The sequence below is a fragment of the Seonamhaeicola sp. ABD4_340 genome, from assembly GCF_056312135.1.
Genome location: NZ_CM149981.1, coordinates 912,297 through 934,949, shown reverse-complemented (window position 1 = coordinate 934,949; position 22,653 = coordinate 912,297). Strand labels below are relative to the sequence as shown.

The 22,653-nt window shown below is 31.7% G+C and carries 23 protein-coding genes; 19 read left to right on the top strand and 4 right to left on the bottom strand.

The features are described from left to right. Nucleotides 1-106 precede the first annotated feature (106 nt). Together ACYX4H_RS04200 and ACYX4H_RS04195 are read right to left on the bottom strand one after the other, a co-directional pair. Nucleotides 107-1,651: an Rne/Rng family ribonuclease gene (locus tag ACYX4H_RS04200; RefSeq protein WP_476237958.1), complete on the bottom strand. Its 1,545-nt coding sequence runs from the start codon at nt 1,649-1,651 to the stop codon at nt 107-109. 438 nt (nt 1,652-2,089) lie between these two features. Further along, on the bottom strand, nt 2,090-2,380 hold the full coding sequence (locus tag ACYX4H_RS04195) for an HU family DNA-binding protein (RefSeq protein WP_076698473.1): 291 nt from the start codon (nt 2,378-2,380) through the stop codon (nt 2,090-2,092). 141 nt (nt 2,381-2,521) lie between these two features. Here ACYX4H_RS04195 and mutY point away from each other — a divergent pair, with 141 nt between their 5' ends. From mutY to gldD, 4 genes are all read left to right on the top strand, one after another. Next, nucleotides 2,522-3,565, top strand: a complete 1,044-nt coding sequence (gene mutY, locus ACYX4H_RS04190) for an A/G-specific adenine glycosylase (RefSeq protein ID WP_476237957.1) — start codon at nt 2,522-2,524, stop codon at nt 3,563-3,565. Between the two features lie 80 nt (nt 3,566-3,645). Next, nucleotides 3,646-4,101 carry a single-stranded DNA-binding protein gene (locus ACYX4H_RS04185; RefSeq protein WP_476237956.1) on the top strand — a complete coding sequence of 152 codons (456 nt, stop codon included), beginning with the start codon at nt 3,646-3,648 and terminating at the stop codon, nt 4,099-4,101. A gap of 44 nt (nt 4,102-4,145) precedes the next feature. Next, entirely contained in the window at nt 4,146-5,450 is a 1,305-nt protein-coding gene (locus tag ACYX4H_RS04180) for a gliding motility-associated protein GldE (protein WP_476237955.1), read from the top strand. Then, nucleotides 5,451-6,029, top strand: coding sequence for a gliding motility lipoprotein GldD (gene gldD / locus ACYX4H_RS04175; protein ID WP_476237954.1), 579 nt, complete (start codon nt 5,451-5,453; stop codon nt 6,027-6,029). 46 nt (nt 6,030-6,075) lie between these two features. On the opposite strand, the gene ACYX4H_RS04170 is transcribed toward gldD, so the two are convergent. Then, nucleotides 6,076-6,462: a heavy-metal-associated domain-containing protein gene (locus ACYX4H_RS04170; RefSeq protein ID WP_476237953.1), complete on the bottom strand. Its 387-nt coding sequence runs from the start codon at nt 6,460-6,462 to the stop codon at nt 6,076-6,078. 159 nt (nt 6,463-6,621) lie between these two features. Here ACYX4H_RS04170 and ACYX4H_RS04165 point away from each other — a divergent pair, with 159 nt between their 5' ends. The 7 genes from ACYX4H_RS04165 to ACYX4H_RS04135 all read left to right on the top strand — a co-directional run bounded on the left by ACYX4H_RS04165 (nt 6,622) and on the right by ACYX4H_RS04135 (nt 13,527). Continuing rightward, complete coding sequence (locus tag ACYX4H_RS04165) at nt 6,622-7,506, top strand: DMT family transporter (RefSeq protein ID WP_476237952.1); 885 nt, start codon at nt 6,622-6,624, stop codon at nt 7,504-7,506. 68 nt (nt 7,507-7,574) lie between these two features. Next, on the top strand, nt 7,575-8,027 hold the full coding sequence (locus tag ACYX4H_RS04160; protein ID WP_475295915.1) for a DUF4199 domain-containing protein: 453 nt from the start codon (nt 7,575-7,577) through the stop codon (nt 8,025-8,027). Nucleotides 8,028-8,126: 99 nt separating this feature from the next. Beyond that, nucleotides 8,127-8,762: a 50S ribosomal protein L21 gene (rplU, locus tag ACYX4H_RS04155; protein ID WP_476237950.1), complete on the top strand. Its 636-nt coding sequence runs from the start codon at nt 8,127-8,129 to the stop codon at nt 8,760-8,762. 42 nt (nt 8,763-8,804) lie between these two features. Further along, nucleotides 8,805-9,065, top strand: a complete 261-nt coding sequence (rpmA, locus tag ACYX4H_RS04150) for a 50S ribosomal protein L27 (protein ID WP_076698461.1) — start codon at nt 8,805-8,807, stop codon at nt 9,063-9,065. Between the two features lie 217 nt (nt 9,066-9,282). After that, nucleotides 9,283-12,117: a TonB-dependent receptor gene (locus tag ACYX4H_RS04145; protein WP_476237949.1), complete on the top strand. Its 2,835-nt coding sequence runs from the start codon at nt 9,283-9,285 to the stop codon at nt 12,115-12,117. Between the two features lie 9 nt (nt 12,118-12,126). After that, nucleotides 12,127-13,134 (top strand): phytase, encoded by a 1,008-nt coding sequence (locus tag ACYX4H_RS04140; RefSeq protein ID WP_476237948.1) that lies wholly within the window; start codon nt 12,127-12,129, stop codon nt 13,132-13,134. Between the two features lie 114 nt (nt 13,135-13,248). Further along, nucleotides 13,249-13,527 (top strand): hypothetical protein, encoded by a 279-nt coding sequence (locus ACYX4H_RS04135; RefSeq protein WP_475295911.1) that lies wholly within the window; start codon nt 13,249-13,251, stop codon nt 13,525-13,527. Between the two features lie 291 nt (nt 13,528-13,818). On the opposite strand, the gene ahcY is transcribed toward ACYX4H_RS04135, so the two are convergent. Next, nucleotides 13,819-15,135, bottom strand: a complete 1,317-nt coding sequence (gene ahcY, locus ACYX4H_RS04130; RefSeq protein WP_476237947.1) for an adenosylhomocysteinase — start codon at nt 15,133-15,135, stop codon at nt 13,819-13,821. A 66-nt stretch (nt 15,136-15,201) separates the two neighbouring features. On the opposite strand from ahcY, the gene ACYX4H_RS04125 reads away from it, so the two are divergent. The 8 genes from ACYX4H_RS04125 (at nt 15,202) to ACYX4H_RS04090 (ending at nt 22,606) form a co-directional block, all read left to right on the top strand. Beyond that, on the top strand, nt 15,202-15,828 hold the full coding sequence (locus ACYX4H_RS04125; protein WP_476237946.1) for a 4'-phosphopantetheinyl transferase family protein: 627 nt from the start codon (nt 15,202-15,204) through the stop codon (nt 15,826-15,828). 1 nt (nt 15,829) lies between these two features. Continuing rightward, on the top strand, nt 15,830-16,555 hold the full coding sequence (locus ACYX4H_RS04120; RefSeq protein WP_476237945.1) for a phosphoglycerol geranylgeranyltransferase: 726 nt from the start codon (nt 15,830-15,832) through the stop codon (nt 16,553-16,555). Nucleotides 16,556-16,659: 104 nt separating this feature from the next. Beyond that, nucleotides 16,660-16,920 (top strand): thiamine-binding protein, encoded by a 261-nt coding sequence (locus ACYX4H_RS04115; RefSeq protein WP_475295907.1) that lies wholly within the window; start codon nt 16,660-16,662, stop codon nt 16,918-16,920. After that, the gene (gene pnuC, locus ACYX4H_RS04110; protein WP_476237944.1) at nt 16,904-17,536 is read left to right on the top strand and encodes a nicotinamide riboside transporter PnuC; all 633 of its coding nucleotides are present in this window, start codon (nt 16,904-16,906) and stop codon (nt 17,534-17,536) included. The genes ACYX4H_RS04115 and pnuC overlap by 17 nt, the downstream gene beginning before the upstream one ends. After that, nucleotides 17,497-18,066: an AAA family ATPase gene (locus ACYX4H_RS04105; RefSeq protein ID WP_476237943.1), complete on the top strand. Its 570-nt coding sequence runs from the start codon at nt 17,497-17,499 to the stop codon at nt 18,064-18,066. Before pnuC ends, ACYX4H_RS04105 begins: the two co-directional genes overlap by 40 nt. Next, a complete protein-coding gene (locus ACYX4H_RS04100) occupies nt 18,066-19,616 on the top strand; it encodes a DUF4301 family protein (protein ID WP_476237942.1) in 1,551 nt (516 codons plus the stop codon). Before ACYX4H_RS04105 ends, ACYX4H_RS04100 begins: the two co-directional genes overlap by 1 nt. Then, nucleotides 19,616-20,023, top strand: a complete 408-nt coding sequence (gene arfB, locus ACYX4H_RS04095) for an alternative ribosome rescue aminoacyl-tRNA hydrolase ArfB (protein ID WP_476237941.1) — start codon at nt 19,616-19,618, stop codon at nt 20,021-20,023. Before ACYX4H_RS04100 ends, arfB begins: the two co-directional genes overlap by 1 nt. 339 nt (nt 20,024-20,362) lie before the next feature. Continuing rightward, nucleotides 20,363-22,606: a TonB-dependent receptor gene (locus tag ACYX4H_RS04090; RefSeq protein WP_476237940.1), complete on the top strand. Its 2,244-nt coding sequence runs from the start codon at nt 20,363-20,365 to the stop codon at nt 22,604-22,606. The last annotated feature ends 47 nt before the right edge of the window (nt 22,607-22,653 follow it).

Below are 22,653 nucleotides of genomic sequence, written 5' to 3'. Positions count from 1 at the left end.
CATTCATAATTAATAGTTTGGTGTTAACAAATGTAAATAAATAATTTAAAAACACCGATAAAAAACAAAAAAACCCGCTAACTTGCATAAAGTTGCGGGTTTAATTTTATTTTAACTGATTACCTTTTTTATCAAAAAAGTGATATTCTAGGTATGTGTAAGCATCTCTTGGTAAAATTTTAACCCATTTTTTGTGTTCAAAAAACCATTTTGAACGAATAGATGGAAAACCTTTTGTTAAAAAGGCTGCTATAAAAGGATGTGTGTTTAAGGTCAGCTTTTTATAGTCTTTTCTGTATAGTTGTTCAAGGTCATGCGTTATTTTTTGTACTAGCCCAATAGGTGCTTCAACTTCGGCACCATTAACTCCGTTAGGATTTTCTTCACGGGTTTTAATATCTAGTTCTGGGCGTACACGTTGCCTTGTTATTTGTATCAATCCAAATTTACTTGGGGGCAATATTTTATGTTTTGCTCTATCATCTTTCATTTCATCTCTTAAATGATTAAAGAGCTTTTGCCTGTTTTCAGCATTAGTCATATCAATAAAATCTACCACAATAATGCCACCCATATCGCGTAGGCGTAATTGGCGTGCAATTTCTGTAGCTGCAATTAAATTTACTTCTAAGGCTGTATCCTCTTGGTTGTTAGATTTGTTTGATCTATTACCGCTATTAACATCAATAACATGAAGGGCTTCAGTGTGTTCTACCACTAAATAGGCGCCTTTTGCCATAGATACGGTTCTACCAAATGAGGTTTTAATTTGTCTTTCTATTCCAAATTTTTCAAAAATTGGAATTTTTGACTGATACAATTTAACTATGGATTCTTTTTTTGGTGCAATTTCTTGCAAATAATCTTTTACTTGATAATAAAGCTCTTCATCATCAACATGAATAGCTGTAAAGGTGTCATTAAAAATGTCTCGTAATATAGACGAGGCTTTGTTCATTTCACCTAACACTTTACTTGGAAAATGGGCTTTATGTAACTTTTTGCACATGTTAGTCCATCGACTAAGCAGATGCTGTAAATCTTTATCTAGTTCGGCTACTTTTTTGCCTTGTGCTACTGTACGTACTATTACGCCAAATCCTTGTGGTGTAATACTTTTAACCAAACGTTTTAGGCGGTCTTTTTCTTCTCTGTCTTCTATTTTTTGTGATATAGAAATTCTGTTAGAAAAAGGTACTAAAACAATATATCTGCCGGCAATTGAAAGCTCTGAGCTTATTCTTGGGCCTTTGGTAGATATTGGTTCTTTTACTATTTGTACTAATAGCGATTGATTAGATTTTAATGCGTCGACAATCTTGCCGTCTTTATCAATATCTTTTTCAAATGGGAAATTTTTTAAAAAGTAATCTTTTAGTTTACCTGTGCTTACACGTTTAATGAATTTTAAAAGCGAAGGAAGTTTTGGGCCTAAATCATGATAATGCAAAAACGCATCTTTTTCATAACCTACATTTACAAATGCAGCATTTAAACCCGGAACAGTTTTTCGTATTTTGGCTATAAACACATCACCAACAGAAAAATTGTTATCATCTTCGTCTTTTTGTAATTCAATTAGTTTTCCATCTTTTAATAAGGCAAAATCAACCGTTTCTGAACTAGAACGAATAATCAATTCTTTATCCATGTAGTTAATTTTTATCCATACGTTTTTAGTATAAAAGTTAAAAAGTTATAGGTGAAAAGTGTTGGAAAACAACTAAAAACCAATAACAAGTAACTAATAACTAGTAGTTGTACAGATGGATTAAACAATATTTTTTAATTATACAATGCATGTTTGCAGGGTATAATTTCACAGGTCCCGATATGGTTGTCGGGGTTACCGTGGAGTTCTTTTTAAAAGAACTCATTTCAAAGAACGTTTTGTTGTAATAACCAAAAAAGTAGTTAATCTAACTACTTTTTTGATTTATTTTTTCTTTTTGTGACGGTTTGCGCGTCTACGCTTTTTACGTTTATGCGTAGCTACCTTATGTCTTTTACGTTTTTTACCACTTGGCATAAATAGAGTGTTTAAATTAATGATTTATTTTAAATGCTGAAAACAAATTCAGCACATGTATTATTTTACGTCAACGTTTGTTTTAACGCCTTCCACAAAAACTTTTGCCGGCTTAAAAGCAGGAATATTGTGTGCAGGAATTTTAATAGTTGTATTTTTTGAAATATTTCTACCTGTTTTTTCTGCTCTTGTTTTTATAATAAAGCTACCAAAACCTCTTAAGTAAACATTATCACCACTTTCTAAAGATGTTTTTACCTCTTCCATGAAAGATTCCACCGTTGCTTGTACATCTCCTTTTTCAATACCTAATTTCTCAGAGATTTTTGCTACTAAATCAGCCTTCGTCATTTTAATTAATTTATTTTAGATTACTATATAATTTTTTTAAGGGTTGCAAATATAGGAATTTAATATTCAATATTTCAAACCTAATTCATTAAAATTTAATATTATAAACTATTATTTTAGCGCTTTGAGTAATTTTTATAAATGCAATTTAATAAAACAATAACTAACTGGTATTCAGTTAATAAAAGAAGTCTTCCTTGGCGAGATACTAATAATCCTTATAACATCTGGTTGTCTGAAATTATTTTGCAACAAACCCAAGTTAAACAAGGTTTACCTTATTATTATGCTTTTTTAAAGGCATTTCCGTCTGTTTTTCATTTAGCTAAAGCTAAAGAAAGTGATGTGTTAAAATTATGGCAAGGTCTTGGTTATTATTCTAGAGCCAGAAATTTACATGCGGCTGCAAAATATGTTGTAAACAATTTAAATGGTGTATTTCCTAATAATTACAAAGATTTATTAAAACTAAAAGGCGTAGGAGATTATACAGCAAGTGCCATTGCATCATTTTGTTATAACGAAAACACAGCAGTGGTTGATGGTAATGTTTACCGGGTTTTAGCACGCTATTTTAATATAGATATACCTATTAACACAACAAAAGGCATAAAATATTTTAAAACATTAGCACAAACGTTAATTGATAAAAAAAATCCTGCCAATTACAATCAGGCTATTATGGAGTTTGGTGCCATACAGTGTAAGCCACAAAATCCAGATTGTAGTGTTTGTCCATTAAATAATTCTTGCGAAGCCTTGGAAAAAAACAAGGTAAAAGTATTACCAGTAAAGTTAAAGGCCAACAAAGTAAAAAAGCGGTATTTTAATTTTTTAGTTTTTATTTCTGAAGACGGCAAAACTATTTTAGAAAAACGTACAGGCAAAGGTATTTGGCAAAACTTGTATCAGTTTCCTTTAGTTGAAACAAAAAAAGATGTTGATTTTGATGTTTTTAAGAAGCAGTTAAAAACTGAAGATCTTTTAAAAAAACAATCATTTAAACTAACCTTGTATAATAATGAAAGTTTAGTTCATAAGCTATCGCACCAACATTTATATACTAAATTCTGGATAGTAAATGTAGATAAATTACCAAAAAAAGGTGTGTTTTTTGAAGATGTAAAAACCTATGCAGTACCTGTTTTAATAGGTAATTTTATAGAGGTTTTTAGGTTTAATTAAAGTTACAAAACCATATTTTTTTATTAATTTTAAAAAATGCACATACAATTAAGTAATTTTGCAACAAAATAAACAAAGCTATGTCAGGAACATTAAATAAAGTAATGCTAATTGGGCATTTAGGAGATGAGGTGAAAATGCATTATTTTGAAGGAGGCGGATGCGTTGGAAGATTTCCGTTAGCAACCAATGAAACCTACACAAACAAACAAACTAATGAGCGTGTTACAAACACAGAGTGGCATAATGTTGTTGTTAGAAATAAAGGTGCCGAAATTTGTGAAAAATACCTAAGTAAAGGCGATAAAGTTTATATAGAAGGACGTTTAAAAACCCGTAAATGGCAAGATGACAAAGGAACAGAGCGTTACAGTACTGAAGTACAGTGTACAGATTTTACGTTTTTAAGCACAAAAAAAGAAAGTGAAAACAATGCAGCTAACAGTGCAGCACAATCTCAACCAAAAACATCAAGCCCAACTCAAAATACGGTAAGTGAAACTCCGGCGCAAGATGAAGATGATCTTCCGTTTTAAAACCACTACAGGTTATAACTTATGTTTAACTAAAACCCTAACATTTGGATCCTGATCCCACCAGTTTTTTAAGTTTAATAATTGCAATAAACGTTTCATTAGTTTCAAGTTTTGTATTGCTATTTGTGCTTTTAGCATGTTCTGCACTTATATCTGGTGCAGAAGTAGCTATGTTTTCACTCTCAAAAAATGATATTGAAAACGGTTTAGAAACTAACCCAAAGCACATGCAGGTTGTTTCAATGTTGTTAGAGCAGCCTAAAAAATTACTAGCAACTATTCTTGTAGCCAATAATTTTATAAATATTGCAACAGTTATTTTGTTTGCTTATTTAGGAGATTTTATGTTTAAAAACGTAACAGATTCCACTATAAAATTTGTATTAGAAGTTATAGTAATTACCTTTTTAATATTGCTTTTTGGCGAAATACTGCCTAAAATTTATGCTAGCAGAAACAATGTGAAATTCGCTATGTTTATGGCGTTGCCACTACGTGTTTTAAATGTGTTATTTTCACCGTTAAGTTCGCCCATGGAAAGCGTAACTTTGGCTATTCACAATAAATTAGGAAAACAAAAATCTAATTTAAGTGTAGATCAATTATCACAAGCCTTAGAGTTGACAAGTGAAGAAGATACCACCACCGAAGAACATAAAATACTGCAAGGCATTGTATCTTTTGGTAATACAGATACCAAACAGGTTATGCGCCCACGCATGGATATTTTTGCGCTAAATATAGAGCAAAAGTACACTGAAATAATGCCAGAAATAATAGCTAATGGCTACTCTAGAATACCGGTTTACGAAGATAATATAGACCAAATAAAAGGCATACTATACGTTAAAGATTTGCTGCCACACATAAACAAAAAACAGTTTAATTGGGTAAACTTAATTAGAGAACCGTTTTTTGTGCCTGAAAATAAAAAGTTAGACGATTTAATGACTGAATTTCAAGAGAAAAAAGTGCATTTAGCAGTGGTTGTTGATGAGTATGGCGGTACTTCAGGATTAATTTCTTTAGAAGATATTATTGAAGAAATAGTAGGTGATATTAGTGATGAATTTGACGATGAAGATTTACAATACTCTAAACTAGATGATAATAATTTTGTTTTTGAAGGTAAAACAACCTTAAAAGATATTTATAAAATTGTAAAAATTGAAGACGAAACTATTTTTGAAAATAATAAAGGCGAAGCCGAAACTATTGCGGGTTTTGTTTTAGAAATCTCAGGGAGTTTCCCTAAATTAAATAGTAAAATAAATTTTGAAAATTACGTTTTCACTATTGAAGCTTTAGATAAAAAAAGAATTAAACTAGTAAAATTCACCATACTTTAAATGAGGTTAATAATAAGTCTGTTTTTAATTATAATGCTAGCAAGCTGTAATGAAGATTATAAGCCAAAACCCAAAGCTTTTTTACGCTTAGATTATCCTGAAGCTAAATATGTAAAAGTTAATTTAAATCTGCCTTTTTCATTTGAAAAAAATATAATAACAACCAAAGCAGAAGCTAAAGTAATGCCAGCGCCTACAAAAAGTTATGCTATAAACATTAAATACCCAAAGCTAAAAGGAACTATCTTTTTAACTTATAAAGCGGTTGAAGGCAATAAAAATTATTTAAATGATTTTTTAAAAGACGCACAAAAATTCACCTTAGAGCATACAAAAAAAGCCGATGAAATTCCTGTAACACCTTTTGAAAATAAAGCTGAAAAGGTGTATGGTTTATTGTCTGAAGTTAAAGGTAATGTGGCATCGCCAGCGCAATTTTATGTAACAGATAGTGTAAACCACTTTTTAACAGGTTCGTTATATTTTTATGCAAAACCAAATTATGATTCTATTTTACCAGCAGCCAATTATTTGCAAAAAGATATTATGCGCTTAATGGAAAGTATAAAATGGAAATAAAAAAAGCCTCTTTTTAAAGAAGCTTTTTTAAACGTTGTGTGTTGTATTATTGAGCCGAAAAAGCATCAACAGTTTTCATGTTGCTAACTTTATAAACGTCGGCAACATGTGTTACAGTTTTTTCTAATGATGTAGTGGTTACTTTGGCTTCGTTAAACTCTACCATTGCTAATTTTTTTTCAAAATTAACTTTAGCCGATTTTACACCGTCCATTTTACCTAATTTTTTTTCAATAGTTTTAGCGCAACCAATTTCGCATGTCATACCATCAATTGTAAATTCTGCTTTTACATAAGTAGCATTAGGGTCAGTTTTTTGTGCCGTTTCAGTGGTAACTTCAATGGTTTTAACTTCGGCTTTAGCTTCGTTTTTACAGCTTGTAAGCGTAATAACTAAAATAGCCATAGCTGTAAATGTTTTTAAAATGTTCATTTTACTATAAATTTATAAAATTTAAATCTTGTTTAATTACAAATTAATAATCACGTTAATTAAGTACTTATAAATTAACATGTAGGTTAATGCAAAATTACTAAATAAATAACGTTTAATTGTGTTAAAAGTTGCAATTTTGCATATCTATAATAAGGCATGAAGAAAAATATTAAATGGTTTTATTTATTTGTACTTTCATTAATTTGGGGCAGTTCATTCATTTTAATAAAAAAAGCCTTGGTGGGCTTAACACCATTGCAAGTTGGTGCTGTAAGAACAATATTTACAACCATTATTTTATTAATTATAGGTTTTAATAAAGTAAAAACTATAAAACTGGCAGAATGGAAATGGGTGGCTTTAGCAGGTTTTTTTGGTACATTTTTTCCGTCTTTCCTTTTTGCTTTTGCTGAAACAGAAATTGACAGTTCTGTTGCCTCTATTTTAAATTCATTAGTGCCATTAAACACCATTATTTTAGGGGCTTTAGTTTTTAAAGTAGCCTCAACAAAGCGTCAGGTTATAGGTGTTTTAGTAGGCTTAGTTGGTACGTTAATGTTAATATTTAACGGTGCAGCTTTAAACCCAAACCAAAACTACTCGTACGCTTTATTAGTAATAATAGCTACTATAATGTATGCTGCAAATGTTAATATAATAAAGCGCTATTTACAAACTATGAATGCTTTAACAATAACGGTAGGTAATTTTGTAGCTATAGTTGTGCCAGCAATAGTGGTACTGGTATCTACCGGTTTTTTTAAAGAAGAAACTTTATCAAGCCCCGAAATAAAACCCGCACTTTTATACATGCTAGTGTTGGCTTTGTTTGGCACGGCAATAGCTAAAGTAATATTTAATAAGCTTGTACAAATATCATCACCTGTATTTGCATCTTCAGTAACATATGTTATGCCTATTATAGCAGTGTTTTGGGGTTTAATTGATGGCGAACAGTTTAGTTTTATACAAGGTGTAGCTACTATTATAATTTTAATAGGTGTGTATCTTTCACATAAAAGAATGAATATAAATAGCTAATTTAAAGCGTGTTAATTATTAATAGTGGTAATTTTTTAGTAAATTAAGAGAAACTAAAAAAAAATATCATGAAAAAATTATCACTTTCGGTTAGGTTTGGCCTTGTTACAAGTGCCGTTTTAATAGCATACTTTTTAATTTTATCATTATTTAATAAACACATAAATCCAGCATTTAGTTTTTTTAATGCGGTAATTACTGGTATTGGTATATATGAAGCAATTAAATACAGAAAAATGTATTTATCAAGTAATTTTTCGTACAAAGAAGGTTTTGAAACCGGTTTAACAACTGGTTTTGTAGCTACGTTGTTTTTTACAGTTTTCTTTTTGTTTTATTCAACAGAAATTAGTCCTGGTTTTTTGTCTTCATTAATGCAAACATTAAGTGGCACCTTTAATATAGATATTGGTATGGTAACTTTTATAGTTGCGGTAATGGGGTTTGCAACTACTGTAGTTGCATCGTTAACTGTAATGCAACTGTTTAAAAGTAGTAGAAATATTCTTCAAAATCAATAAAACGTTTGTAGATTAATTAATTAGCAGTATATTTGCATCCGCTTTTGAAGAATCAAAAGTGTAATTTATATCAAAATTAATTAATAAAAACGTTACGCTATGTACGCAATTGTAGAGATAGCAGGGCATCAATTTAAAGTTGAAAAAGACCAAAAAGTTTTTGTTAACCGTTTACAAGGAGAAGAAGGAAGCAGTGTTGCTTTTGATAATGTTCTTTTAATTGCAGATGGAGACAATGTAACTGTAGGCGCCCCGGCTATAAACGGAGCTCAAGTAGGAGCAAAAGTTGTTAAGCACCTTAAAGGTGATAAAGTTATTGTTTTCAAAAAGAAAAGACGTAAAGGTTACCGTGTAAAAAATGGTCACCGTCAATCTTTAACTGAAATAGTAATTGAAAGTATTGCGGCTTCAGGAGCTAAAAAAGCTGCTCCAGCAAAAAAAGAAGCTCCAAAGGCAGCGGCAAAACCTGCAGCTAAAAAAGCAACAGCAAAAGCTGATGACTTAAAGAAAGTTGAAGGTATAGGTCCTAAAATTGCATCAACATTAGTTGAGGCTGGTATTGCAACATTTGCAGATTTAGCAGCTTCTACTCCAGAAAAAATTTCTGAAATTATTGCTGATGTTAGAGGTAACCATGTTACAGATACTTGGCCTGCACAAGCTAAATTAGCTGCTGAAGGTAAGTGGGATGAACTTAAAAAATGGCAAGACGAATTAGACGGAGGTAAGGCTTAAGCTTTAGTTCTTATATTCATAAAAACTTAAAATCGAAATAAAATGGCACATAAAAAAGGAGTCGGAAGTTCGAAAAACGGTAGAGAATCAGAATCGAAACGCTTAGGTGTTAAAATTTTTGGTGGTCAAGCAGCAATTGCTGGTAACATTATCGTAAGACAAAGAGGTAACACGCATCACCCAGGTGAGAATGTGTACTCTTCAAAAGATCATACATTACATGCCAAAGTAGATGGTATTGTAAAATTTACTAAGAAAAAAGATAACAAATCATATGTTTCTATTGAGCCTTTTGAAGCTTAATTAAACCTTTTTGTTAAAATATAAAAGCTCTTTCTATTTTTAGAAAGAGCTTTTTTTGTTTTAAATTTTAATGTTTACTAAACTTTTACACAATGTTAAATTAGTTTAAAAATAAAGAACTTCCTTAAGTGTTTATAACCTTAACTTAAATCTTATTTAATAAACTTGGTTTAGTTGTTTTGTTATTTCGCAGTCATAACTAACAATTAAATTTATAATGAAAAAACAACACGTAATTTTGCTTTTTGCTTTGTTGTTTTCGTTTTTAGGATTCTCTCAAAATGGAAATATTCAAGGTGCAATTATTGATGAAAAAGGTTTACCAGTACCTTTTGCAAATATTTTAATAGAGGCCGATAATAAAGGCGTTATTTCTGATGCCGATGGAAAATTCCTTTTCGTAAACGTATCAGAAGGAAACAAAACTCTTAAAGTAAAGTATTTAGGTTATGCTGATACTGAAACACAAGTAGAGGTGCAAGCAGGAAAAACTGTGAGCGTTACTATTTTTATTAGAGAAAAAGCTTTAGAACTAGAAGATGTAGTTATTAACAGTTATAATAACGGGCAAGCAAAAGCTTTAAACGCACAAAAAAATAAACAAAACATAACAAATGTTGTATCTACAGACCAAATTGGTAAATTTCCTGATGCCAATATTGGTGATGCTGTTAAGCGTATTCCAGGTATAACCATGCAAGTAGACCAAGGTGAAGCACGTAATGTTATAGTTCGTGGTTTGGCACCTCAATTAAACTCTGTTACTTTAAATGGTAGCAGAATACCATCGGCTGAAGGTGATAACAGAAATATTCAAATGGATCTTATTCCTTCAGATATGATTCAGCTTATTGAAGTTAATAAAGCTGTTACACCAGATATGGATGCAGATGCGCTTGGTGGTTCTGTAAACTTGGTTACTAGAACATCGCCAAATGGATTTAGAGCTGCTGCAACTTTAGGTTCTGGTGTTAATTTTATAACAGACAGACGTATTGTTAACACTTCTTTTTTAATAGGCGATAAATCTAAAAACGGTAAGTTTGGCTGGATGGCTTCTGCCTCTTTTAACGATTCAGATTTTGGTTCTGATAATATTGAAGCTGAATGGACTGATGAGTTTGCTTATTATGATGCCAATACAGATGAAGAAGTTGAAATGGAAGTAAACCCATATGCTAACGTTTTTGAGCAAAGAACATATATAGTACAACGCGTTCGTAGAAGCTTTTCTGTAAATTTAGATTATGCTTTTAACGCAAATAATAAAGTGTACTTAAAATCTATGTACAACTGGAGAGACGATAGAGAAAATCGTTACAGGTTAGAACACGAAATTTTAGATGCTGAAGATATTGAAGTAGGTGATTTTACAATTACCGATAACGTGCCAACCATGTTTCCTGTTGAAGTAAAAAGACAATCAAAAGGTGGTATTGATAACGATAGAAATAAAAATGCTAGATTAGAAGATCAACGCATGCAAAACTACAGTTTAGGTGGCGAGCATTTATTTGGTAAAGTAGAGTTTGACTGGATGGCGTCATACGCTAAAGCTTCCGAAGAACGCTTAAACGAACGTTACATGGAATACGAATCTAAATACATTATTAATAACCATGTAGCAGATTCTGAATTTCCATTATTTACACCTGTAAATAACACTGATAACACACCAAGTAATTTTGAGTTTGGTGAAATAACTGAAGAAAATCAATATACTGATGAAGAAGATTTTAACATCTTTGCAAACTTCAAACTACCATTAAACATTTTAAATAGCGCTAACGGATTCTTAAAATTTGGAGGTAGAATTAAATTAAAAGAAAAACAAAGAGATAATAATTTCTTTGAGTTTGAACCATTATCGCCATTTTTTGATACCTTATCTGGTTTACCATTAGTAGATCAAACCGATAAAGATTATTTAGCTGGTAGCCAATACGCAGCAGGCTTTTTTGCAGATCCTGAATATTTAGGGCAATTAAATTTAAACAATGAAGATGCTTTTGAAAAATCTGATGTGCCAGATGAATACCTTAGAGCAAACTACAATGTTGAAGAAAAAGTATACGCGGCTTACGCCATGACAGAGCAAAAATTATCTGACAAATTAAACGTAATGGTGGGTGTTCGTGTTGAAAGCACAAAAACCGAAGCTACTGGTAACCAAATTGAAGATGAAGAAGATTTAGTAGGAACAATTACCGATGAAAAAAATTATGTACATATTTTACCCGGTGTACATTTTAAATATAACTTAAGCAACAATACTATTTTACGTTTTGCATGGACAAACACCTTGGCTAGACCAAATTATGCCGATGTTGTTCCAACGGTTGATGTTGTAAACGATGACGAAGAAATATTTTTAGGTAACCCAGAGTTAAGTGCTACAGAATCTATGAATTTTGATATAATGGCAGAGCATTACTTTAAAGGTGTTGGTATTCTTTCAGGTGGTGCATTTTATAAAGATATTAGTGACTTTATTTACGTGTACCAATTTGAAGATGCTGCTACAGGTTATGATGCCTTTCAACCACAAAACGGTGATGATGCAAGCATACTAGGTGCAGAAGTATCTTTTCAACGTCAGTTAGATTTCCTTCCAGGGTTTCTTAAAAACTTAAGCCTAATGGCCAATTACACGTATTTAACCTCTAGTGCCGATGGTGTTAGAAATGAAGATGGCGATGAAAGAACCGATTTAGATTTACCAGGTACAGCACCAAATATGTTTAATGGCTCTTTAGCTTACAATAGCAAAAAATTAAACATACGTTTATCGGCTAATTATTCAGATTCTTATATTGATGAAATTGGCGGTAGTGCTTTTGAAGACAGACATTATGATGAGCAGTTTTTATTAGATTTTAACGCTTCATACGCATTTAGTGACAACTTGCGTTTGTATGTTGATGTAAATAATATTACAGACCAACCATTGCGTTATTTTCAAGGTGTTAAAAATAGAACTATGCAAGCAGAGTACTACGGAAGACGCCTAACGTTTGGTTTAAAATATGATATTTTCAAACCAAAAAACTAACCATTTTAAATGCATAAATTTATAATATTAATTGTAGGGTTACTAATTGTATCATGCGGGAAAAAGTTGCCTGTAATAGCGCCTAGTGTTGTTACAGAAAAGACGTTGCATGATACTGATGACCCCGCAATTTGGATAAACAAAAACGATGCATCAAAAAGTATTGTTTTTGGTACAGATAAAGAAACCGAAGGAGCTATTTACGCATTTAACCTTCAAGGAAAAGTAATAGAGAATAAAACAATTAGAGGTTTAAAACGCCCAAATAACGTTGATGTTGCTTATGGCTTTAAAATAAACGACTCAACACAAGTTGATGTTGTGGCATTTACCGAAAGAGAGCGCCAACAAATACGATTATTTTCTGTGCCAGATATGAAACCTTTAGATAATGGCGGTTTTAAAGTGTTTACAGATGCTACACAACCCGAAGCTAACTTGCCAATGGGTATTGCGCTTTATAAATCTGAAAAAACTAACAAATTATACGCCATTGTAGGCCGTAAAACAGGCCCTAAAGAAAATTATTTATACCAGTATGAATTAACTGCTGATAGTTTAGGTGCACACGCTAATTTAGTTAGAAAATTTGGCCAATTTAGTGGGAAAAAAGAAATAGAAGCTATTGCTGTAAACAACAAAGAAGGTGTTGTTTATTATTCTGATGAAGGACATTGTATTAGAAAATACCATGCAGAACCAAGTAATGGGAATAAAGAAATTTTCTGTTTTGGTGGCGAATATTTTAAAGAAGATATTGAAGGTATTGCCATAGCGCATTACCCTAATAAATCGTTTTTAATAGTATCAAACCAACAAGCAGGTACATTTAATGTTTTTGATGTTAAAACCAATGCTTTTGTAAAAGAAGTAAATTTAGGTACCACAGAAACTGATGGTTGTGATGTTACAACAATGGCTTTAGGTACTGCGTTTCCAAACGGATTATTTGTAAGCATGAATAATGACAAAACGTTCTTTTTTCATGATTTAAAAAAGCTTAATTTAGAAGAGTAATTATTATTTGTTTTATAAAAGAGCTCTTTTCCTTTTTAGGAGAAGGGCTTTTTTTATTGACTTTTTTTTAAAAAATTACTAACTTTATATAATTCACTTTAAAAAATTACAGATATGCTTCCATTTAGATCAGAAATTAGGAATTCCCCAATGCAGCCTACCATTAAAATTTTTTTAGGTGATGTGTCTCTAGATCACAGAATTAAAACACACCTTGAACATTTTAATGAAATTGACGCTATTGAAATTAGAAATAGTGTGGAGTGTAATCGTGTTGATGAAAATTTAACGGTTTTTTTAAAAGATGATGTAGATATTAATAAAATGAAATCTTCTATAGATTCTAGTTTGTGGTGGTATTTTGAGGGCGAATATGAACCGAAAGACGTGTAGCAATAGTGATTGATGCGGCATCCTTTTTTGTGCTTATAAGTACAGAATATTGCTGTGAAAACTAAAAATTAGATTTTTATACAATTATAGCTGCTGAAACAGGTTTAGCACAACAAAGATATAGCGGAAAGCACGGTGCTTTAGCAATTGCCAAAATGCCAAAATAAATTTTGTTTAATGAATTTTATAAAACGCCACTTTGAGTGATTCTGAAGTATGAAAGAAGTATTAAAAAATCCCAAACATCACTGTTTGGGATTTTTAATTTTCTAACAATCTAAGAAGTCTAGATTAATATCTATAATGTTCAGGTTTGTAAGGTCCTTCTACGGTTACGCCAATGTATGTTGCTTGGTCTTCGCGTAGCTCGGTTAACTCAACACCAATTTTAGCTAAGTGTAATTTTGCTACTTTTTCATCTAAATGTTTTGGTAGCATGTAAACATCATTGTTGTAGGCTTCGGCGTTGTTCCAAAGTTCAATTTGTGCCAAGGTTTGGTTTGTGAATGAGTTACTCATTACAAAACTTGGGTGCCCTGTTGCACAGCCTAAGTTTACTAAACGGCCTTCGGCTAAAACAATAATATCTTTTCCGTTAACGGTATATTTATCAACTTGTGGCTTAATTTCAACCTTTGTGTTTCCGTGGTTTGTGTTTAACCAAGCCATGTCTATTTCGTTATCAAAGTGGCCAATGTTACAAACTATGGTTTTGTCTTTCATAGCTTCAAAATGCTCGCTTCTTACAATGTCTTTGTTTCCTGTAGTTGTAATTACAACATCGGCATTACCAACAACGGTTTCTAGTTTTTTAACTTCAAAACCATCCATGGCAGCTTGTAAAGCACAAATTGGGTCTATTTCTGTAACGGTAACTATACTTCCTGCACCTCTAAAAGAAGCTGCTGTACCTTTACCAACATCACCATAACCACAAACTACAACGCGTTTTCCGGCTAACATTACATCGGTTGCACGACGTATGGCATCAACAGCACTTTCTTTACAACCGTATTTGTTGTCAAATTTACTTTTTGTAACAGAATCGTTTACGTTAATTGCTGGCATTGGTAATGTACCGTTTTTAACGCGCTCGTATAAACGGTGTACACCTGTTGTGGTTTCTTCACTTAAACCTTTTATACCAGATACTAATTCTGGGTATTTATCTAAAACCATGTTTGTTAAATCGCCACCATCATCAAGAATCATGTTTAAAGGTTTTCTGTCTTCACCAAAGAAAAGTGTTTGTTCAATACACCAATCAAATTCTTCTTCGTTCATGTTTTTCCATGCGTAAACAGCGGTTCCGGCATCGGCAATGGCAGCGGCTGCGTGGTCTTGTGTAGAGAAAATGTTACAAGAACTCCAAGTTACTTCGGCACCTAAGGCTTGTAATGTTTCAATTAAAACGGCTGTTTGTATAGTCATGTGTAAGCAACCTGCAATACGCGCACCTTTAAGTGGTTGCGAGTTTTTATACTCTTCGCGTAAGCTCATTAAACCTGGCATTTCAGCTTCGGCTAATTCAATTTCTTTTCTTCCCCAAGCGGCTAATGAAATATCTTTAACCTTATTAGGAACGTAAGCAACTGTTTTTGTACTCATATTATTATATTTGTGGGTCTTTTTAATTTAAAGTGCAAAGATAACCAATAACTTTCATAAAACTAAATGCCTCTTTACAAAACCCTTACACCTAATTTACAAACTTGTGTTAAAATTTGGAAGATTACAGAATCTTTTAACGCATTAATGGCGCCTTTACAACTTACTGAAAATAGCCTTAATAGAGTTAACAGTATGAAAAGTGAAATGCACCAACGCGGATTTTTAAGTGTACGCCATTTGCTTAGAGCGTTTGGGTACACTGATGCCGATTTATTTTATGACGATTTTGGAAAACCTTATTTAAAAGATGGTAGGCAAATTTCAATAACACACTCGTTTAATTTTTCGGCAATGATTGTAAGCAGTTGTAAAGTTGGTATTGATGTTGAAAAACAACGCAATAAAATAGCTTTAATTGCGCATAAGTTTATTGATTATGAAAATTTGTATTTAGATAAAAACGCTAATGATTACATAAAAAAACTCACCGTAATTTGGTGTGTAAAAGAATCGTTATACAAACTATATGCTACACCTGGTTTAAGTTTTAAAAATCATTGTTTAGTAATTCCTTTTAATATTGAAGATGAAAACACTCTAGCATGGATTGATTATAATAACAAAAAGTGCCGTTATAACATAACATTTTTAGCGTTTGAAGGTTTTACCTGCGCTTTTGCCATTGCTTAGTATGAACACTATTTATAAAAACATACAGGCAGCAGCTTTAAACGGTAATAAATTATTAGCTGTTTTAATTGATCCGGATAAAATGGAAGTGGCACAAGTAGCCAATTTTATGTTGAAGTTAAATGCATCTATAACAACTCATATTTTTGTTGGCGGCAGTACAGTACATGAAAATATAACGGATGTTTTGGTAAACGAAATAAAAAAACACACTAATTTACCCATTATTTTATTTCCAGGAGATACCAACCAAATTACAAATAAAGCCGATGGTATTTTGTTTTTATCTCTTATTTCTGGCAGAAATTCAGAATATCTTATTGGTAAACATGTAAAAGCAGTTTCTAAATTAAGAGCAACAAATTTAGAGGTAATACCAACGGGCTATTTACTGGTTAATGGCGGCAATGAAACAGCGGTACAGCGTGTAACAGGAACAAAACCACTAGATAAAAATAACGCTCAATATATTGTTGATACGGCAAAGGCAGGAGAACTTTTAGGAATGCAATTAATGTATTTAGAAGCCGGTAGCGGTGCCAAAAAGCATGTTCCTTTAAAAGTAATTAACAACGTAAAAAAAGAACTTAATGTGCCATTAATAGTTGGTGGTGGCATTAAAACCAAATTACAATTAGAAAATGTATTTAAAAATGGAGCAGACTTAGTTGTTATTGGCACTGCTTTTGAAAATGATGCATCTTTTTTTGATGATTTAAGGAAATAAATTGTTGTACTAAACCTGGTTGTAAAGAGCTTGTTTAAGTATTTCAATAAAATTAGAAACACTAAGATTTCCACCTTCGTGGAAATGAAAAAAAGAAATATTAAATGGAAATATCAGTAGAATTAACATTAACGCCATTACAAGATAATTTTGAGCCAGCTATAATTCATTTTATAAAAAAGTTAAGAGCTTCAAACTTAAAAGTAATAGAAAACCCATTGAGCACTCAGGTTTTTGGTAATTATGACGAAGTGATGCATGTATTAACTACAGAAATAAAAGAAGCTTTTGAGCTTATTGATAAAGGCTTACTTTATATGAAAATTGTAAAATCAAACAGACACGATTATGAGCCACATTTTTAATTGGTTATTTTCACAATATCAAGGCATACCAACGCATTTAATTGTGTTGGAGTTTATTGGTGTGTTTTTTGGTTTTTTATCAGTTTGGTATTCAAAAAAAGAAAATATTTTAGTGTACCCAACGGGTATAATTAGTACCGCTATTTTTGTTTATATTTTGTTAGTTTACGGTCTTTTGGGTGATATGCTAATTAATGCGTATTATTTTACAATGAGTATTTATGGTTGGTATTACTGGACAAGAAAAGATGCCAATAACAGCCAAGTGCCTGTTACCAAAACCACTAAAAAAGAGCAAAAATATACTGTTGTTATATTTGTGTTAACACTAATTTTTGTAGCTGTTATTTATTTGGCTAATAATAAGTTTAATAACTGGACAGCTTATGTTGATACCACTACAACGGCTATATTTTTTGTTGGCATGTGGCTTATGGCTAAAAAGAAATTAGAAAATTGGGTGTACTGGATTATTGGCGATGTTATTTCTGTGCCCTTATATTTGTATAAAGGCTTGGTTTTTACATCACTTCAATATTTAATATTTACCGTTATTGCAATATACGGTTACAAAGCATGGAAAAACAGCTTAAACAACAACCCGCAAACTGCGTAAAAGTAGTTTTATTTGGGCCAGAATCTACCGGAAAAACTACCTTGTCTAGACAATTAGCACGCTATTACAATTCGGTTTGGGTGCCAGAATACGCTCGTGAATATTTACAAGATAAATGGAATAACGAACGAAAAACTTGCGAACCACACGATTTGTTACCCATAGCCATTGGCCAAATGCGGTTAGAAAATGCACTAGCACAAAAAACAGATACCGTTTTAATTTGTGATACAGATTTATTAGAAACTAAAGTATATTCTGAAGTGTATTACGGAGGTATTTGCAATGAAACTTTACATAAATTTGCCATTGAAAATACTTACGATTTATATTTTTTAACTTATATTGATGTCCCTTGGGAAGCCGATGATTTACGCGATAAACCCAACGAAAGAAAACAAATGTTTAAAGCCTTTAAAAACGAATTAATTATGCAAAACAGGCCATTTGTGTTGTTAAAAGGAAGTAAAACAGAACGCTTAAATGAGGCCGTAAAACATATAGATAAGCTATTAAAAAACAATAAATAATGTTTACCGAAAAAGATATACAGCAAATACATAACAAAGGCATAACAATAGATCAAGTTAATAGTCAAATAGAACGCTTAAAAAATGGCATGTCTTATTCAAAATTATTGGCTGCAGCAACTATAAATAAAGGTATTGAAAGTTTTAATGATACTGAAACCAAAGAGTATATTAACCTTTATGAAAAACAAAAAGACGCATTGTCTATTGTTAAATTTGTGCCGGCTTCGGGTGCTGCTACAAGAATGTTTAAATTTTTGTTTCAGTTTTTAAAAACTTTCAATCCTAAAAAAGAAACCTTAAAAGCATACATTAAAGCGCAGAGTAATGACTTAGTAGATACATTTTTTTCAAATTTACAGGCATTTCCGTTTTATAATGATGTTATAAAAAAAATAGAAAAAACCACTTTAAATTACAACGCTTTACCTGAAGATGAGCAGCGTGTTGTTTTTGTAAAAACCATGTTAAGCGAAGGCGCTTTAAACTACAGTTTTTACCCAAAAGGGCTGTTGCCGTTTCATAAATATAAAAATGAATATGTTTCGGCTTTTACAGAGCATTTGTTAGAGTCAACAATCTACGCTTCATCAAATAATAAAGCACATCTTCATTTTACAGTTTCTGAAAAGCATCATAAATATTTTGAAGCAGAATTTGATAAAGTTAACAAATCAATTACAGATAAAACAGGTGTTAATTTTCATGTAAGTTATTCGTATCAAAAACAAGAAACAGAAACAGTTGCTTTAAAATCAAACAACAAAGTTTTTAGAAATGAAGATGATTCTATTTTGTTCAGACCCGCAGGTCACGGTGCGCTTTTAGAGAATTTAGATACTTTAAATTATGATTTTATTTTCATAAAAAATATTGATAACATAACTGTTGAAAGTAAAAATATTGCCATTTCTGAATACAAAAAACTATTGGCAGGTGTTTTACTTAGCATTCAAAACAAAGTGTTTGAATTTCTAAATAAATTAGACACAAATACTTGTAATGAAGAAGACCTAAAAATAATGGCACTTTTTTTAATTCACAGGTTAAATGTTGTTGTAACCAAACAGTTTGACACACTTTCGCTTGAAGAGAAAAAAGTCTATTTAAAGAAAAAATTAAATAGGCCAATGCGTGTTTGCGGTATGGTTAAAAATGAAGGACAACCAGGTGGCGGACCATTTTGGGTTAAAGAAGCTAATGGTAATGTATCATTACAAATTGTAGAGTTTGCTCAAATAAATTTTAGTAGTAAAGAACAACAAAGTATTGTTTACAAAGCCACACATTTTAACCCAACAGATTTAGTGTGTGCCGTTAAAAATTATAAAGGTGAAAAATTTAATTTGAAAGATTATGTAGATTATGATGCCGCTTTTATTACCATGAAAACACAAAACGGTACAGATATTAAAGCTTTAGAGTTACCTGGACTTTGGAATGGTAGTATGGCAGACTGGATTACCGTATTTGTTGAAGTACCTTTAGAAACCTTTAACCCCGTAAAAACAGTAAACGATTTACTAAAACCAGCACACCAAACAAATTAATGTTTAACCAAAATAATTTAATAAACGAACTTAATTTTAAAGCTGTAAGAAGCTCGGGCAGTGGTGGGCAGCATGTAAATAAGGTAGCTACAAAAATTGAGCTTAGTTTTAACGTGTCTCAATCAAATGTTTTAACCCAAGAGCAAAAACAACGTATATTTTTAAAACTAAAAAATAAGCTTACCAACAACGGCGTGTTAATATTACAATGTGCCACCACCCGAAGTCAATTTAAAAATAAAGAATTGGCAATACGTAGGTTTTTGCAGCTAATAAAAACAGCGTTAAGTAAACCTAAAAAACGTATTGCAACCAAAGTGCCAAAAGCCGTAGTTAAAAAAAGATTAGACACTAAAAAGAAACAAGCTTTAAAAAAAGCTAATAGGCAAAAACCTAATTTAAACTAAAAAATTAGTAAACAAATAGTTAATAATTACTATTTGGTTAGTACATTTGCAGCGTTCTCAAAAAGGGGTGCTACATCCAGTAATCAGTCCAAATTTTCAGTAAGCAGTAAAACTGTTAACCGCTAAATATGATTGACAATTGGAATCAGGCTGAGATCATACCCATTGAACCTAGAACAGGTAATGCTGTTTAGGAATTAAAGATTATGTTATACTAAACTGTTAAATTTAAAGCAGTTTAAATATTAAATAAGTATCACATTTTCTAAAAATCAATTTAATATAAACTGAAGAATAATTACCTCTTTTTATTCGATTATAACGTTTTATGTAATCGACATGAAAAACTTAATTCTTTTATTCGCATTAATATGTTTTACCACAATTAATGCACAAGAAAACAACAAAACAACAGATTCTACTTCAACCCAAAAACTAGACGAGGTTTTAGTAAAAGCAGTACGTGTAGATGTAGATTCGCCCATTACACATTCAAATGTAAGCAAAGAAGAAATTGCAAAGCGCAATTTAGGGCAAGATATTCCTGTTTTATTAAACTATTTACCATCGGTTGTAACAACCAGTGATGCCGGTGCTGGTATAGGTTACACAGGTGTTAGAGTGCGTGGTGTAAGTGGTAGTTCAACCAACGTAACTATTAATGGTATACCTTATAATGATGCTGAAAGTTTAGGAACCTTTTGGGTAAATTTACAAGACTTTTCATCATCGGTAGAAAGTTTACAAGTGCAACGTGGTGTAGGTACTTCAACAAATGGCGCTGGTGCTTTTGGGGCTAGTGTAAATATTTTAACTGATGCCGTTTCAAAGGAAACACAAGGCGAAACATCGCATAGTTTTGGTAGTTATAATACAAGACGCCATAATGTTAAATTTAGTACAGGTTTGCTAAACAATCATTTTGAATTAGCTGGTAGATTATCACAAATAAAATCAGATGGTTATATTGATAGAGCCGCTTCAAACCTAAAAAGTTACTTTGTACAAGGTAGTTATGTAAATAACGGAACTTTGCTTAAAGCTGTGGTTTTTGGTGGGCATGAAATTACATACCAGTCTTGGTACGGTTTTAATCCTGTAGATGTGGCTGCAGTGGGTGCAAACCCAAATATAAATGACAACAGACGTTACAATATTAGTGGTATTCAGTTAGATGAAAATGGCGTTTTTGAAGGGTATTATGATAACCAAGTAGATGATTACAAACAAGACCATTATCAATTACATTGGAATCAAAAATGGAACAACAATTGGTCTACAAACTTAGGTTTAAATTATACAGACGGCCGAGGCTTTTTTGAAGAATTTGTTGATGATTACTACTACTCAAATGTGTTTTTTGCAAACGATGCTAGTTTCCAATTTTTGGGCAAAGATCCAATAACAGTTAATGGCGAAGAAGTAACCTCTCAAGATTATGTACGCAGAAGATGGTTAGATAACAATTTTTATGTGTTAAATGCCAATGTAAATTATAAAAATGATAAGGTAAACATCATTACTGGTTTGTCTTACAGTACCTATCATGGCGATCATTTCGGAGAGTTAATTTGGGAACAATATGCAAACACCAACAATTTTGGAGATCGTTATTATCAAGGTGATGGTGATAAATATGACTTCAACGCGTTCTCAAAATTAACTTACAAGCTTAATGATAATTTAAGCCTTTATGCCGATGTGCAGTACAGAGGTATTAACTATGATACAAGCGGTATTAATTCAGATTTAGAAGTTTTTAAAATAGATAAAACGTTTAATTTCTTTAACCCTAAATTAGGTTTCAATTATAGTTTAAATGAAAAAAGCGATTTGTATTTTTCTTATGCAAGAGCAAATAGAGAACCAAATAGAGGCGATTTTGAAAACAACCCAGAAGTAAAACCAGAAGAGTTAAACGATTTTGAATTAGGTTGGCGTTACAAAAACAAAAATGTAGGCTTTAATGCAAACGCTTATTACATGGCTTACAATGAGCAGTTGGTGGCAACAGGCGCTTTAGATAATTCTGGGGCTCAAATAAGAGCCAATACAGGTAAAAGTTATAGAGTTGGTTTAGAGGTTGAAGCTACTGTTGCTCTAAATAAATTAACACTACAACCTAACTTTACAATAAGTTCAAATAAAAATAAAGAAACATTTTTTAAACGCGACGGTGTTTTGCAAAACTTAGGTGAAACTAACATTGCCTTTTCACCAGATGTTGTAGTTGGTAATGCTTTAACGTATAGTTTTATGCCTAATTTTCAAGCTACATTGTTAAGCAAGTTTGTAGGTGAACAATACATGGGTAATATAGATTCAGAATTTTCTAAGCTTGATAGTTATTTTGTAAACGATTTAAATGTTGTTTATGAAATTAAAACTAAATCAATTTTTAAATCTATAACGCTTACAGGTTTAGTAAATAATATTTTTGGTGAAAAATATATTTCAAATGGATTTTTCTTCACATTTGATGATGATTGGTCTGTACCCGGTGAAGTTACTACAATTGAAGGCGCTGGTTACTACCCACAAGCCACCACTAACTTTCTATTAGGCGTAACTTTAAAGTTTTAAAATAGATTTAAATTTTTCTGCGAAAGCAACAATTAACTTATAATTGC